Source organism: Escherichia sp. KTE172, from assembly GCF_000408845.1.
In the GTDB taxonomy this organism is placed as follows: Bacteria; Pseudomonadota; Gammaproteobacteria; order Enterobacterales; family Enterobacteriaceae; genus Escherichia; species Escherichia coli.
In genome coordinates, this window is record NZ_KE137316.1 from 4310262 (window position 1) to 4324213 (window position 13952).

The following is a 13952-nucleotide window of genomic DNA, read 5'->3' on the forward strand; positions in this document are numbered from 1 at the left end:
AGCGCACGAAATATTATGCTAAAATCCGCCCCCCTGCGGGGCCATACTCGAACCCGAAGGAAGAAAATGAACATTATTGAAGCTAACGTTGCTACCCCGGACGCTCGCGTCGCCATCACCATCGCGCGTTTCAACAACTTTATCAATGACAGCCTGCTGGAAGGTGCAATTGACGCACTGAAACGTATCGGTCAGGTAAAAGATGAAAACATTACCGTTGTTTGGGTGCCTGGTGCCTATGAGCTGCCGCTGGCGGCGGGTGCACTGGCTAAAACCGGTAAATACGACGCGGTGATTGCGCTGGGTACGGTTATTCGTGGTGGCACTGCCCACTTTGAATATGTCGCTGGTGGTGCAAGCAACGGCCTGGCGCATGTTGCCCAGGACAGCGAAATTCCGGTTGCTTTTGGGGTTCTGACCACTGAAAGCATTGAACAAGCGATCGAACGTGCTGGCACCAAAGCTGGCAACAAAGGTGCAGAAGCTGCACTGACCGCGCTTGAAATGATTAATGTATTGAAAGCCATCAAGGCCTGAAATTAGTAAGGGGAAATCCGTGAAACCTGCTGCTCGTCGCCGCGCTCGTGAGTGTGCCGTCCAGGCGCTCTACTCCTGGCAGTTGTCCCAGAACGACATCGCTGATGTTGAATACCAGTTCCTGGCTGAACAGGATGTAAAAGACGTTGACGTCCTGTACTTCCGTGAGCTGCTGGCCGGGGTGGCGACTAACACCGCATACCTCGACGGACTGATGAAGCCATACCTGTCCCGCCTGCTGGAAGAACTGGGCCAGGTAGAAAAAGCAGTACTGCGCATTGCGCTGTATGAGCTGTCTAAACGTAGCGATGTGCCATACAAAGTGGCCATTAACGAAGCGATCGAACTGGCGAAATCGTTCGGCGCAGAAGACAGCCATAAGTTCGTCAACGGCGTACTCGATAAAGCAGCACCTGTGATTCGCCCTAACAAAAAGTGATATCCAGGCCGGTAGATTCACGGAAGACCGTTCCGCGATCGCCGGCCTTTTCTTTTTTACCTGCTGAGGCATAACGTATGGCATGTGGCGAGTTCTCCCTGATTGCCCGTTATTTTGACCGTGTAAGAAGTTCTCGTCTTGATGTCGAACTGGGCATTGGCGACGATTGCGCACTTCTCAATATCCCCGAGAAACAGACCCTGGCGATCAGCACTGATACGCTGGTGGCGGGCAACCACTTCCTCCCTGATATCGATCCTGCTGATCTGGCGTATAAAGCACTGGCGGTGAACCTAAGCGATCTGGCAGCGATGGGGGCCGATCCAGCCTGGCTGACGCTGGCATTAACCTTACCGGACGTCGACGAAGCGTGGCTTGAGTCCTTCAGCGACAGTTTGTTTGATCTTCTCAATTATTACGATATGCAACTCATTGGCGGCGATACCACGCGTGGGCCATTATCAATGACGCTGGGTATCCACGGCTTTGTTCCGATGGGACGAGCCTTAACGCGCGCTGGGGCGAAACCGGGTGACTGGATCTATGTGACCGGTACACCGGGCGATAGCGCCGCCGGGCTGGCGATTTTGCAAAACCGTTTGCAGGTTGCCGATGTTAAAGATGCGGACTACTTGATCAAACGTCATCTCCGTCCATCTCCGCGTATTTTACAGGGACAGGCACTGCGCGATCTGGCAAATTCAGCTATCGATCTCTCTGACGGTCTGATTTCCGATCTCGGGCATATCGTGAAAGCCAGCGACTGCGGCGCACGTATTGACCTGGCATTGCTGCCGTTTTCTGATGCGCTTTCTCGCCATGTTGAACCGGAACAGGCGCTGCGCTGGGCGCTCTCTGGCGGTGAAGATTACGAGTTGTGTTTCACGGTGCCGGAACTGAACCGTGGCGCGCTGGATGTGGCTCTCGGACATCTGGGCGTACCGTTTACCTGTATCGGGCAAATGACCGCCGATATCGAAGGGCTTTGTTTTATTCGTGACGGCGAACCTGTCACGTTAGACTGGAAAGGATATGACCATTTTGCCACGCCATAAAGATGTCGCGAAAAGTCGCCTGAAGATGAGTAATCCGTGGCATCTGCTTGCTGTCGGATTCGGAAGTGGATTAAGCCCGATCGTTCCTGGGACGATGGGCTCGCTGGCAGCGATTCCGTTCTGGTATCTGATGACCTTTTTGCCCTGGCAGCTCTACTCGCTGGTGGTGATGCTGGGGATCTGTATCGGCGTCTATCTTTGTCATCAGACCGCAAAAGATATGGGCGTGCACGATCACGGCAGCATTGTCTGGGACGAATTTATTGGTATGTGGATCACGCTCATGGCGCTGCCGACCAATGACTGGCAGTGGGTCGCCGCCGGGTTTGTGATTTTCCGTATCCTGGATATGTGGAAACCGTGGCCGATCCGCTGGTTTGACCGCAATGTACATGGCGGCATGGGGATCATGATCGACGATATTGTCGCCGGGGTAATTTCCGCAGGCATCCTGTACTTTATCGGTCATCACTGGCCGCTGGGTATTCTTTAATGCCATTGACCGGGAGGTGTAGGCGATTCCAGACCACCCGGTTTGATTTATAAATGAACAGTGCCCCAATTTTGAGGCACTCTGTTAAAGTAAAATCCGACATCACCGAATATATTATGCGGAGATATTTCAAGGTGTAACTTTGTCACTCATAATTCAATGACACTGAAATATCGTCAGTCGACGAACTCATAATAATTACTCATATATTCTGACTGTTGCCGAAAAATATCATCAAAATTATCCTTAATGGTTTTGTTTATAGTGTTGAATAAATTTTTAGAAAGTTCATCTATTTTGTCTTGAATCTTTGGTTTTATTTCATCTTGAATTTCACGGGTAACCAAAAGTTGGTCCAATTGATCATCCATTTTGTATTTTGCAATTAATTGTGCAGTTAAAGGTATTTTCTTTAAATAATCATTTTTTGTTATTTTATACTGGTCGATGAAATATTGTCTGGCTTGTTCTTGTTTATAGTTAAAAATCTCATTGTATTTTTTTCTGCTTATTTTTCCTTCAAGATTCATTGCTTGATTGAATATGCTCTTTAAATGCTGATTATAGAAAATAAAATTATCGATATCTTGTATTATTTTAGTGGTTGTTGATTTTTCATCAAATTTTAATGACTCAGGGTTTTTATCTGATTCAATATAGTCAAGAATAATTTTTGCTAATGGGCTAATATCTTTTTCTTCTGTTGATTCTGCTTCTGCTTTTAATATCGGATTAAAAAGGTCGGTACGGTAAAGTTTCGTGCCTTTCATCCTGACGATGTCAGGAAGAATAGTGTTTGAAAGATTAGCCTCGCTAAAGTCCACATTTTGGCAATCACTTTCTGATAAATCTGCCCAATTGAAAGTGGTTTTAACACAGGAGCAGTTAGTTAGAATCATCCCTTTCGTTTCATTCCCATGTGATTTCTGATAAGTTATCCTTTGTATTATTTGATCTGCTTCTGGATATTGCATCTCAGGTTCTTTTTCTTTACCATATATCACCGCATTATCAAGAATTGCGCCAGTGCAATTCATATTTGTTAGATCGCATTTGATAAATCTACAACTGTTAAAATTCGCATTTGTACAATTCGTATTTGTAAACTTGACGCTATCAAAATAAGTATGTTCGAAGTTGACATTTGAGCAGTTACAGTTTCCCAGATCTATACCGAAATCTATAGCGGGATCTTTATTGGGATCTTTACCGGAAATATTGCTGTGTGCTAGATATAGACCGCTGAAATCGTAATATCCATTGTCATCCTTTTCTATTGGGAGTGAATAAGTCTTTACTACCTCGTTAACAATAGAGATAGTTCCACGTATCATCAGATTTTCTCCGACTTTATAAAAAATAATGTTATGTTTGATGGTGCTGTTGTATGGCTCTGGCAATGAGGATGCAATTTTATTCCAGAAACAACAAAGCGTGGTCTGCTTTTGTTTGGGCGAGAGGTTATCAAATTTCAGGTTTAAATATGAGTCTAAATCTGACGATGCATCTATATTAAAATTGGGATCTGGAGTTAACGCTGAATTATAATTTAGAACTGACAATGTATTGATGTATTTATGAATCGATTTAAATGCCTTTTGTTTATCACTGTCCAGAAAAAAATCACGAATTTTGTTCCATAGCCTTTCGATAAGATTTTGATTTAAATCGTGCTTCATTGAGTTTCTTAAATCTGCAACCGGTACATCAGTAAACAGGATCGGTTGTTTGGTGATAGTTTTCATCATGATTGTAATCCTCTTACGTTGACTAAATAAGACAGTTTTAGGGAGTATTACCTGGAGAAACTATCAAAAATCGCTCAAAGGGATGAAGATGATGAATAGCTGCAAACTCATTCACGAAGAATTTCTCTTGCAGAGGTGGATTATGGTTACAGAAGATGATGGGAGGTACGTTGTCCCCATCATCGCAGACGATGGGGAATTCAGCAGATAAAATGGCTGAAAAGCGAAATTTACTTAAATCCTACGACCGGATGCGGTTTATACGGCGTTTCCAGTTCAGCAATCTGTTCCGGCTTCAAGGTGATATCCACCGCGTTCAGCAGCTCATCAAGCTGTTCTTCCCGCGAAGTTCCGATAATCGGTGCGGCAATGCCCCGTTTACTCAACAACCAGGCCAGCGCAACTTGTGCTCGTGTTGCACCCAGTTCTTCACTGACGCCCGTTAACCGCTCTGCGATCTGCGCGTCATTTTCATCGCTTTCTTTATAGAGATTTTTCCCCACCTCATCAGACACCAGTCGTGCGGTAGTTTCTCCCCACGGACGTGTCAGACGACCCCGCGCCAGCGGGCTCCATGGAATCACCGCTACGCCCTCCTGGTAACACAGTGGCAGCATCTCGCGCTCTTCTTCTCGATAAATCAGATTGTAGTGATCCTGCATACTGACAAACTGCGCCCAGCCGTGCTGTTTTTGTAGTTCCAGTGCCTGAGCAAACTGCGAAGCGTGCATGGATGACGCGCCGATATAACGCGCTTTCCCGGCTTTTACCACGTCGTTCAGGGCTTCCAGCGTCTCTTCGATCGGCGTGTTGTAATCCCAGCGATGAATTTGCAGGATATCGACATAATCCATGCCGAGACGGCGCAGGCTGTCGTCGATAGAGCGCAATATTTGCGCACGGGATAATCCTTCCGGCAAATCACCAACGCGATGGAACACTTTGGTGGCAACGACCACGTCTTCACGACGGGCGAAATCCCGCAGTGCGCGACCAACGATCTCTTCGCTGCTGCCATCGGAATAGCTATTGGCGGTGTCAAAGAAATTTATGCCGCCTTCCAGCGCGCGTTTAATTATGGGACGACTGCTCTCTTCCGGCAGTGTCCATGCGTGATTACCACGATCTGGCTCGCCAAAGGTCATACAGCCGAGGCAAAGTCGGGAAACGCGAAGGTCGGTTTTTCCTAAGGGGTTGTATTGCATGCTGCCACTCCTGCCATGAATAATTTCTTAAGCATAGCAGGAGTGGAGTAGGGATTATGCCAGCCAGGCCTTGATTTTGGCTTCCATACCGGCGGCATCGAGGCTGAGTTCGGCGCGCATTTCTTCCTGCGTTCCTTGTGGAATAAAGAAGTCAGGCAGGCCAATGTTCAGCACGGGTACTGGTTTACGATGGGCCATCAGCACTTCGTTCACTCCGCTGCCTGCGCCGCCCATAATGGCGTTTTCTTCTACGGTGACCAGCGCTTCATGGCTGGCGGCCATTTCCAGAATTAACGCTTCATCAAGCGGTTTCACAAAACGCATATCGACCAGCGTAGCGTTCAGCGATTCAGCGACTTTCGCCGCTTCTGGCATCAGCGTACCAAAGTTAAGGATCGCCAGTTTCTCGCCACGACGCTTCACAATGCCTTTGCCAATTGGCAGTTTTTCCAGCGGCGTCAGTTCCACGCCAACCGCGTTGCCACGCGGGTAGCGTACCGCTGACGGGCCATCGTTATAGTGATAGCCGGTATAGAGCATCTGGCGACATTCGTTTTCATCGCTCGGGGTCATAATGACCATTTCCGGTATGCAGCGCAGGTAAGAGAGATCAAAAGCGCCCTGGTGGGTTTGACCATCAGCACCAACAATGCCCGCGCGGTCGATTGCGAACAGGACCGGAAGCTTTTGAATTGCCACGTCATGCAGCACCTGATCATAGGCGCGTTGCAGGAAAGTGGAGTAGATCGCGACAACGGGTTTGTAGCCACCAATCGCCAGACCCGCCGCAAAGGTCACTGCGTGTTGCTCGGCAATTGCCACGTCGAAGTAGCGATCCGGGAATTTACGTGAAAACTCGACCATGCCGGAACCTTCACGCATCGCCGGAGTAATCGCCATCAGCTTGTTATCTTTCGCCGCCGTTTCGCACAACCAGTCGCCAAAGATTTTTGAATAGCTCGGCAAACCGCCGCTACTTTTCGGCAAACAACCGCTGGAGGGATCAAATTTAGGCACGGCGTGGAAGGTGATTGGGTCTTTTTCTGCCGGTTCATAACCACGACCTTTTTTGGTCATGATATGCAGGAACTGCGGTCCTTTCAGGTCGCGCATGTTCTTAAGCGTAGTGATAAGCCCCAGCACATCGTGACCGTCAACCGGGCCGATGTAGTTAAAGCCCAGCTCTTCAAACAACGTGCCAGGCACTACCATGCCTTTAATATGTTCTTCGGTACGTTTGAGCAGCTCTTTAATGGGGGGCACGCCAGAGAAAACTTTTTTCCCGCCTTCGCGCAGTGAAGAGTAAAGCTTACCGGAAAGCAGTTGCGCCAGATGGTTGTTGAGCGCGCCAACATTTTCGGAAATCGACATTTCATTGTCGTTGAGAACCACCAGCATATCAGGACGGATATCGCCCGCGTGATTCATCGCTTCAAACGCCATGCCAGCGGTAATAGCGCCATCGCCAATGACACAGACGGTACGGCGATTTTTGCCTTCTTTCTCGGCAGCAACCGCAATACCAATTCCGGCACTGATGGAGGTTGATGAATGCCCGACGCTTAATACGTCATATTCGCTCTCGCCGCGCCACGGGAACGGGTGCAGGCCGCCTTTCTGACGGATGGTGCCGATTTTGTCGCGGCGTCCGGTCAAAATTTTATGCGGATAAGCCTGATGCCCCACATCCCAAATCAATTGGTCAAACGGGGTGTTGTAGACATAGTGCAGCGCCACGGTCAGTTCGACCGTGCCCAGCCCGGAGGCGAAGTGCCCGCTGGAACGGCTCACGCTGTCGAGTAAATAGCGGCGCAGTTCGTCGCAGAGTTTCGGTAAACTCTCTTTCGGCAACAGTCGTAACTCCTGGGTGGAGTCGACCAGTGCCAGGGTCGGGTATTTGGCAATATCAAAACTCATCAGGGGCCTATTAATACTTATTGTTTATTTATTACGCTGGATGATGTAGTCCGCTAGCGCTTCCAGTGCCGAGGTATCGAGTGACTGTTCAGCCAGTTGTTTCAGCGACTGACGGGCATCGTCGATCAGATCCCGGGCTTTCTTCCGGGCTTGCTCAAGACCCAGAAGTGCAGGGTAGGTACTTTTACCAAGTTGCTGATCGGCACCCTGGCGTTTTCCTAACGTTGCAGTATCTCCTACCACATCCAGGATGTCATCCTGAACCTGGAAGGCAAGGCCGATGCTCTCTGCGTACTTGTCGAGTACTGGCAGAGCACGACGTCCTTTATCTCCGGCGCTTAATGCACCAAGGCGAACGGCGGCGCGAATCAATGCGCCGGTTTTATGACGATGAATACGCTCAAGCGCGTCCAGAGGTACGTGTTTGCCTTCCGCATCTAAATCTAATGCCTGACCACCGCACATTCCGGCAATACCGCTGGCGCTCGCCAGTTCTGAAATCATCGAAATTCTGTCGCGATCCGACACTTCCGGCATATCGGCATCGCTTAAAATCGAGAACGCCAGCGTTTGTAAAGCGTCGCCAGCGAGAATCGCGTTTGCTTCGCCAAACTTCACATGGCAGGTTGGCAAACCGCGACGCAGATCGTCATCATCCATTGCCGGTAAATCATCATGAATTAATGAGTAAGCGTGGATACACTCTACGGCGGCAGCGGGTGCGTCCAGCGTGTTTGTGCTAACGCCGAACATATGACCGGTGGCATAAACCAGGAAAGGTCGCAGGCGCTTACCACCTAATAATGCGCCATACTGCATGGTTTCGACCACGGGAGTGTTCTGAAAGGGCAGTGGGGCGATAAAACGGCTCAGCGCCTGGTTGGCCTGCTTAACGCAGGCTTCGAGTTGCTGCGGAAAGTCCATTACTCATTGTCCGGTGTAAAAGGGGTTAGAGAGGCGTCTTCATTGTCAGACAGCAGAATTTGTACGCGCTGTTCGGCTTGTTGTAATTTGGCCTGCCCCTGACGTGCCAGCTGCACGCCGCGTTCGAACTCGTTCAGCGCCTCTTCCAGCGGCAGGTCGCCACTTTCCAGACGGGTTACAATCTGTTCCAGCTCGCTCAGCGCCTTTTCAAAGCTGGCGGGCGCCTCATTTTTCTTCGGCATAATGAATGTCTGACTCTCAATATTTTTCGCCCCGTCATGGTAACGGACTCAGGGCAAATAGCAAATAACGCGCAATGGTAAGGTGATGTGCGCAGCAAAGCGATGTTAGTGGTATACTTCCGCGCCTGGATGCAGCCGCAGGTGTGGGCTGCTGTATTTTTCCCTATACAAGTCGCTTAAGGCTTGCCAACGAACCATTGCCGCCATGAAGTTTATCATTAAATTGTTCCCGGAAATCACCATCAAAAGCCAATCTGTGCGCTTGCGCTTTATAAAAATCCTTACCGGGAACATTCGTAACGTTTTAAAGCACTATGATGAGACGCTCGCTGTCGTCCGCCACTGGGATAACATCGAAGTTCGCGCAAAAGATGAAAACCAGCGTCTGGCCATTCGCGACGCCCTGACCCGTATTCCGGGTATCCACCATATTCTCGAAGTCGAAGACGTGCCGTTTACCGACATGCACGATATTTTTGAGAAAGCGTTGGTTCAGTATCGCGATCAGCTGGAAGGGAAAACCTTCTGCGTACGCGTGAAGCGCCGCGGCAAACATGATTTTAGCTCGATTGATGTGGAACGTTACGTCGGCGGCGGTTTAAATCAGCATATTGAATCCGCGCGCGTGAAGCTGACTAACCCGGATGTCACTGTCCATCTGGAAGTGGAAGACGATCGTCTCCTGCTGATTAAAGGTCGCTATGAAGGTATTGGCGGTTTCCCGATTGGTACCCAGGAAGATGTGCTGTCGCTCATTTCCGGTGGTTTCGACTCCGGCGTTTCCAGCTATATGTTGATGCGTCGCGGCTGCCGCGTGCATTACTGCTTCTTTAACCTCGGCGGCGCGGCGCATGAAATTGGCGTGCGTCAGGTGGCGCATTATCTGTGGAACCGCTTTGGCAGCTCCCACCGCGTGCGTTTTGTCGCTATTAATTTCGAACCTGTCGTCGGGGAAATTCTCGAGAAAATCGACGACGGTCAGATGGGTGTTATCCTCAAACGTATGATGGTGCGTGCCGCGTCTAAAGTGGCTGAACGTTACGGTGTACAGGCGCTGGTCACTGGCGAAGCACTGGGCCAGGTGTCTAGCCAGACGCTGACTAACCTGCGCCTGATTGATAACGTCTCCGACACGCTGATCCTGCGTCCGCTGATTTCTTACGACAAAGAGCACATCATCAACCTGGCTCGCCAGATTGGCACTGAAGACTTTGCCCGCACGATGCCCGAATATTGCGGTGTGATCTCCAAAAGCCCGACGGTGAAAGCGGTTAAATCGAAGATTGAAGCGGAAGAAGAGAAGTTCGACTTCAGCATTCTCGATAAAGTGGTTGAGGAAGCGAATAACGTTGATATCCGCGAAATCGCCCAGCAGACCGAGCAGGAAGTGGTGGAAGTGGAAACCGTCAATGGCTTCGGCCCGAACGACGTGATCCTCGATATCCGTTCTATCGATGAACAGGAAGATAAGCCGCTGAAAGTCGAAGGGATTGATGTGGTTTCTCTGCCGTTCTATAAACTGAGCACCAAATTTGGCGATCTCGACCAGAACAAAACCTGGCTGTTGTGGTGTGAGCGCGGGGTGATGAGCCGCCTGCAGGCGCTCTATCTGCGCGAGCAGGGCTTTAACAATGTGAAGGTATATCGCCCGTAATTTGTGGTTTTTACGTCGCATCTGGTCAGATGCGACGTTTGCCGCATCCGCCACTACTCGTAATAATTATAAATCCCTGCCGCCATCACCAGTTGTGATGCCACTTCATGGGCTTTTTCACGCCCAACCAGCAGGTCGATAATTTTCAGACCAAAGTCGATAGCTGTACCCGGCCCCTGACTGGTCAGCAATTTTACCCGTGCATCCCAGACGACGCGCTTGTCCTGCCATTGTTCGGCGGGTATTTTGTCTTTCAGCGTCGGGAAGCCGGTCATATTGCCAATCGGGAAGATATCGTGCGGCACCAGCACGGTGGCTGGCGCGGCGCAAATAGCCGCGACGATACGCCCGGAACGGTGGAACTGTTTAACGGTTTCAACCAGCAGAGTGCTATCGCGAAAACACTCTGCGCCTTTAATGCCACCAGGCAGCACGATCACGTCATATTCACCGTCAGCCACTTCGACCAGCGGCGCATCCGCCAGCAGCTTCACGCCGCGCGAGCAGGTAATGGCCAGGTTGCCATCGCTGGCGACGCTGGCAGTGGTGACTTTGATTCCGCCACGAACCAAGAGGTCGATAGTGGTGACGGCTTCAGTCTCTTCACTACCAGGGGCGAGGCAAACCAGTGCCGATGCGCTCATATTCACTCTCCTTTCTTTTTACCATTTCAAACAGGCGGGTGTTTTCCGGTACGGCAATCCCATGCGCGCGGGCGCGGCGTAAGAGAAAACCATTGATATAGTCGATTTCGGTGTGGCGCAGCGCACGGATATCCTGCAACATCGACGAGATATTTTCCGCTGTGGCATCAATCACCTGCATCACGTAATCACGCAAATCTTCTGCTGAAGTATGATGCCCTTCGCGTTCGATTACTGCCGCGACTTCTTCGCATATCTGCATAATTTCTTGCGGATGATGACGTAATTCACCATTCGGGCAATTCCAGATGGCGGTCAGTGGATTAATCACACAGTTGACTGCCAGCTTGCGCCACAGCTCGGCGCGAATATTGTTATGCCACGCGACGTCAGGTAACACGGTTTGCAAAATATCCGCCAGATAACTGTAATCGCCGTCCTGTTGCCGTGCCGGACCAATATGCGTGATTCCGTTTGCCACATGAATAATGACATTGCCGTCGCGGCGGGCGGCATGGGTGGTGGTGCCCATCAGTAATGGCTGCTGAATGTTTTGCAACTCTTCGATGGTGCCCATGCCGTTGTGAATTAACAGTATTGGCGTAGTTACAGGCAGTGTGGACGCGAGGCTTTTGACGGCATCGGAAACCTGCCATGCTTTCAGCGTCACCAGGAGCAGATCGCTGGTGGCGAGAAAATCGGGATCGTTGGCGGTCAGCGATTCGTTAAATATCGAACCATCTGTCTCAACCAGATTCACACTACAATAAGGTTGTGGTACGCGCAGCCAGCCCTGAACCTCGTGACCCTGTTTACAAAGTGCTGTAAGCCATAATTGCCCTAAGGCACCGCATCCCAATACGGTAATTTTCATTGTTCCTCCTCACCCGCAACCACTCCGGGTGTTCAATAAGGCTATCCCTTAATTGTGCATGCTGTTGCGACTATGCACAATTAAGGGATACGTCCTGGTGCAGGACTGTTGGTTATTTAACTTTGCAGGTATTATGCTTCGCATCAAAAATGAAGGGAGAGGAAAAGATGCCATCTTTCGATATTGTCTCTGAAGTTGATCTTCAGGAAGCACGTAACGCGGTCGATAACGCGAGCCGCGAAGTGGAGTCCCGTTTTGACTTCCGTAATGTTGAAGCCTCATTTGAGCTGAACGACGCCAGCAAAACCATCAAAGTGTTGAGCGAGTCCGATTTCCAGGTCAATCAGTTGCTGGATATTCTGCGTGCCAAGCTGCTGAAGCGCGGCATTGAAGGCAGTTCGCTGGATGTACCGGAAAATATCGTTCATAGCGGTAAAACCTGGTTTGTGGAAGCGAAACTGAAACAGGGCATTGAGAGTGCGACCCAGAAGAAAATCGTCAAGATGATCAAAGACAGCAAACTGAAAGTGCAGGCGCAAATTCAGGGCGATGAGATCCGCGTAACGGGTAAATCTCGTGATGATTTGCAGGCTGTCATGGCGATGGTACGTGGTGGCGATCTCGGTCAGCCGTTCCAGTTCAAAAACTTCCGCGATTAATCGCGACAATGTGCGTTTTGTTCATGCCGAATGCAGCATGAACAGCTAATTCGGCCTACAAAGGTTTATAACTCAGGAACTTTGTAGGCCTGGTAAGCGTAGCGCAGCAGGCAATTCGCCTCGTTTTTTATGCCTGACGAATTGCCTGTTCAACCTCAAAGCGATTCGTCACTTTGCTGTCGATTTTCACATAAGCTGAATGTTCTTCTTCTGCAATCAACACTTCTTTGACGCCTTCAGTTTCCAGCAAACGCACTTTTAACGCCTCGTTTGCGGCAATGTCCGCCGGGATTTCAATGCGTAAGCTGCTGACATACGGCGGTTCTTTCATGGTACTGGCGACTGCCAGCCACACTGCGGCCAGCATTGCGCCAGCGAGAAATACCCCCTGACCGTCAAACATGCCGTCAATCCAGCCGCCCAGCGAACCGCCAATCGCCACGCCAAGAAACTGGCTGGTGGAGTAAACACCCATCGCCGTACCTTTGTAACCTGCTGGCGACTCTTTACTGATAAGTGAAGGCAGAAGGGCTTCCATCAAATTAAACGCCACAAAGAAAAGCTGCACGCCGACCACCAGTTGCCAGAACTGCGTTTGTGCGTTCCACAACACAATTTCCGCAACCACGATCAACCCGACGCAGAAGACAAAGACTTGCTTCATTTTGCGCTTAACTTCAGCGTAGATAATGAAAGGCACGACCGAGCCAAAGGCGATTAACATCGTTGCCAGGTAGACCTTCCAGTGTTCAGCCGCCGGAAATCCCGCATCAGCCAGTTGCCCTGGCAGGGCAACAAACGTCGACATCAGCAAAATATGCAGACACATAATGCCAAAGTTGAGTTTCAGCAGCCGCGGTTCCGCCAGCACTTTACTGAAACTGCCTTTCACCATTCCGGACTCACGATTAAGTACGTGAGTGCTACTGTTGGGCACAACCCAAATGGTCAACGCAATGCCGGTTGTTGCCAGAATAGCGATCATCCAGAACAGCGCGTGCAGCCCAAGTTTGTGAGTGATGATCGGGCCAAGCACCATCGCAATGGCAAAGGTAATGCCAAAGCTCACGCCGATAAACGCCATTGCTTTGGTGCGGTTTTGTTCGCGCGTGAGATCGGAAAGCAGCGCCATAACGGCGGCGGCAATCGCACCAGAGCCTTGTAACGCCCGACCCAGAATAATTCCCCAGATGGAGTCGGAAAGCGCAGCGATAACGCTACCAACAGCAAACACCGCCAGTCCGCCGACAATTAATGGTTTGCGACCAATGCGGTCGGAAAGCAGACCAAACGGAATCTGAAAAACGGCCTGCGTCAGACCATAAATACCAATGGCAATACCGATTAATGCTTCGCTGGCACCTTGCAGAGCCATGCCGTATGTGGTCAGAACCGGCAGAACCATAAACATGCCCAGCATGCGCAACGAGAATACGGTCCCTAAACCCCAGGTCGCGCGCCGCTCACCTGGCGTCATTTTATAATCGTTCATTACCACCTCTGTTTTAAATTCGCGACTAGTGTAAAGCGGCAAACGAATGGGGTAAACATGCGGATTTTT

14 protein-coding genes are annotated in these 13952 nt (G+C 50.1%); 6 read left to right on the plus strand and 8 right to left on the minus strand.

Going from position 1 to position 13952, the window contains the following annotated elements; all coding sequences use genetic code 11:
- The first annotated feature begins 66 nt into the window (after positions 1–66).
- The 4 genes from ribE (at position 67) to pgpA (ending at position 2524) form a co-directional block, all read left to right on the plus strand.
- Positions 67–537 carry a 6,7-dimethyl-8-ribityllumazine synthase gene (gene ribE / locus G434_RS03920; RefSeq protein ID WP_001021161.1) on the plus strand — a complete coding sequence of 157 codons (471 nt, stop codon included), beginning with the start codon at positions 67–69 and terminating at the stop codon, positions 535–537.
- A gap of 19 nt (positions 538–556) precedes the next feature.
- Positions 557–976: a transcription antitermination factor NusB gene (nusB, locus tag G434_RS03915; RefSeq protein ID WP_000801125.1), complete on the plus strand. Its 420-nt coding sequence runs from the start codon at positions 557–559 to the stop codon at positions 974–976.
- Between the two features lie 77 nt (positions 977–1053).
- Positions 1054–2031, plus strand: coding sequence for a thiamine-phosphate kinase (gene thiL, locus G434_RS03910; RefSeq protein ID WP_000742099.1), 978 nt, complete (start codon positions 1054–1056; stop codon positions 2029–2031).
- Positions 2009–2524 (plus strand): phosphatidylglycerophosphatase A, encoded by a 516-nt coding sequence (pgpA, locus tag G434_RS03905; protein ID WP_000154043.1) that lies wholly within the window; start codon positions 2009–2011, stop codon positions 2522–2524. The genes thiL and pgpA overlap by 23 nt, the downstream gene beginning before the upstream one ends.
- A 176-nt stretch (positions 2525–2700) precedes the next feature.
- Here the strand turns inward: pgpA and G434_RS03900 are convergent, their stop codons facing one another.
- The 5 genes from G434_RS03900 to xseB form a co-directional block, all read right to left on the minus strand.
- Complete coding sequence (locus G434_RS03900; protein ID WP_000978309.1) at positions 2701–4272, minus strand: pentapeptide repeat-containing protein; 1572 nt, start codon at positions 4270–4272, stop codon at positions 2701–2703.
- Between the two features lie 230 nt (positions 4273–4502).
- The gene (gene yajO, locus G434_RS03895) at positions 4503–5477 is read right to left on the minus strand and encodes a 1-deoxyxylulose-5-phosphate synthase YajO (RefSeq protein WP_001199801.1); all 975 of its coding nucleotides are present in this window, start codon (positions 5475–5477) and stop codon (positions 4503–4505) included.
- A 54-nt stretch (positions 5478–5531) separates the two neighbouring features.
- The gene (gene dxs, locus G434_RS03890) at positions 5532–7394 is read right to left on the minus strand and encodes a 1-deoxy-D-xylulose-5-phosphate synthase (protein ID WP_000006832.1); all 1863 of its coding nucleotides are present in this window, start codon (positions 7392–7394) and stop codon (positions 5532–5534) included.
- Positions 7395–7418: 24 nt separating this feature from the next.
- Entirely contained in the window at positions 7419–8318 is a 900-nt protein-coding gene (gene ispA / locus G434_RS03885) for a (2E,6E)-farnesyl diphosphate synthase (protein WP_000347217.1), read from the minus strand.
- A complete protein-coding gene (gene xseB / locus G434_RS03880; RefSeq protein ID WP_001124935.1) occupies positions 8318–8560 on the minus strand; it encodes an exodeoxyribonuclease VII small subunit in 243 nt (80 codons plus the stop codon). The genes ispA and xseB overlap by 1 nt, the downstream gene beginning before the upstream one ends.
- 205 nt (positions 8561–8765) lie before the next feature.
- Here xseB and G434_RS03875 point away from each other — a divergent pair, with 205 nt between their 5' ends.
- The gene (locus G434_RS03875; RefSeq protein WP_000668662.1) at positions 8766–10214 is read left to right on the plus strand and encodes a tRNA 4-thiouridine(8) synthase ThiI; all 1449 of its coding nucleotides are present in this window, start codon (positions 8766–8768) and stop codon (positions 10212–10214) included.
- A gap of 53 nt (positions 10215–10267) precedes the next feature.
- On the opposite strand, the gene yajL is transcribed toward G434_RS03875, so the two are convergent.
- Both yajL and panE read right to left on the minus strand, forming a co-directional pair.
- Positions 10268–10858 (minus strand): protein deglycase YajL, encoded by a 591-nt coding sequence (yajL, locus tag G434_RS03870; RefSeq protein WP_001276309.1) that lies wholly within the window; start codon positions 10856–10858, stop codon positions 10268–10270.
- The gene (panE, locus tag G434_RS03865) at positions 10821–11732 is read right to left on the minus strand and encodes a 2-dehydropantoate 2-reductase (protein WP_000705865.1); all 912 of its coding nucleotides are present in this window, start codon (positions 11730–11732) and stop codon (positions 10821–10823) included. The genes yajL and panE overlap by 38 nt, the downstream gene beginning before the upstream one ends.
- A 167-nt stretch (positions 11733–11899) precedes the next feature.
- Here panE and yajQ point away from each other — a divergent pair, with 167 nt between their 5' ends.
- A complete protein-coding gene (yajQ, locus tag G434_RS03860; protein ID WP_001138904.1) occupies positions 11900–12391 on the plus strand; it encodes a nucleotide binding protein YajQ in 492 nt (163 codons plus the stop codon).
- A gap of 127 nt (positions 12392–12518) precedes the next feature.
- Here the strand turns inward: yajQ and G434_RS03855 are convergent, their stop codons facing one another.
- Positions 12519–13883 carry an MFS transporter gene (locus G434_RS03855; protein ID WP_001000990.1) on the minus strand — a complete coding sequence of 455 codons (1365 nt, stop codon included), beginning with the start codon at positions 13881–13883 and terminating at the stop codon, positions 12519–12521.
- Positions 13884–13952 lie beyond the last annotated feature (69 nt).

Excerpts from the sequence above, each read along its gene's own strand:
- G434_RS03875 (WP_000668662.1), top strand. The coding sequence starts at position 8,766 with ATGAAGTTTATCATTAAATTGTTCCCGGAAATCACCATCAAAAGCCAA.
- G434_RS03855 (WP_001000990.1), bottom strand. The coding sequence starts at position 13,883 with ATGAACGATTATAAAATGACGCCAGGTGAGCGGCGCGCGACCTGGGGT.
- yajO (WP_001199801.1), bottom strand. The coding sequence starts at position 5,477 with ATGCAATACAACCCCTTAGGAAAAACCGACCTTCGCGTTTCCCGACTT.
- ribE (WP_001021161.1), top strand. The coding sequence starts at position 67 with ATGAACATTATTGAAGCTAACGTTGCTACCCCGGACGCTCGCGTCGCC.
- G434_RS03900 (WP_000978309.1), bottom strand. The coding sequence starts at position 4,272 with ATGATGAAAACTATCACCAAACAACCGATCCTGTTTACTGATGTACCG.
- panE (WP_000705865.1), bottom strand. The coding sequence starts at position 11,732 with ATGAAAATTACCGTATTGGGATGCGGTGCCTTAGGGCAATTATGGCTT.
- dxs (WP_000006832.1), bottom strand. The coding sequence starts at position 7,394 with ATGAGTTTTGATATTGCCAAATACCCGACCCTGGCACTGGTCGACTCC.
- yajQ (WP_001138904.1), top strand. The coding sequence starts at position 11,900 with ATGCCATCTTTCGATATTGTCTCTGAAGTTGATCTTCAGGAAGCACGT.
- yajL (WP_001276309.1), bottom strand. The coding sequence starts at position 10,858 with ATGAGCGCATCGGCACTGGTTTGCCTCGCCCCTGGTAGTGAAGAGACT.
- pgpA (WP_000154043.1), top strand. The coding sequence starts at position 2,009 with ATGACCATTTTGCCACGCCATAAAGATGTCGCGAAAAGTCGCCTGAAG.
- xseB (WP_001124935.1), bottom strand. The coding sequence starts at position 8,560 with ATGCCGAAGAAAAATGAGGCGCCCGCCAGCTTTGAAAAGGCGCTGAGC.
- ispA (WP_000347217.1), bottom strand. The coding sequence starts at position 8,318 with ATGGACTTTCCGCAGCAACTCGAAGCCTGCGTTAAGCAGGCCAACCAG.
- thiL (WP_000742099.1), top strand. The coding sequence starts at position 1,054 with ATGGCATGTGGCGAGTTCTCCCTGATTGCCCGTTATTTTGACCGTGTA.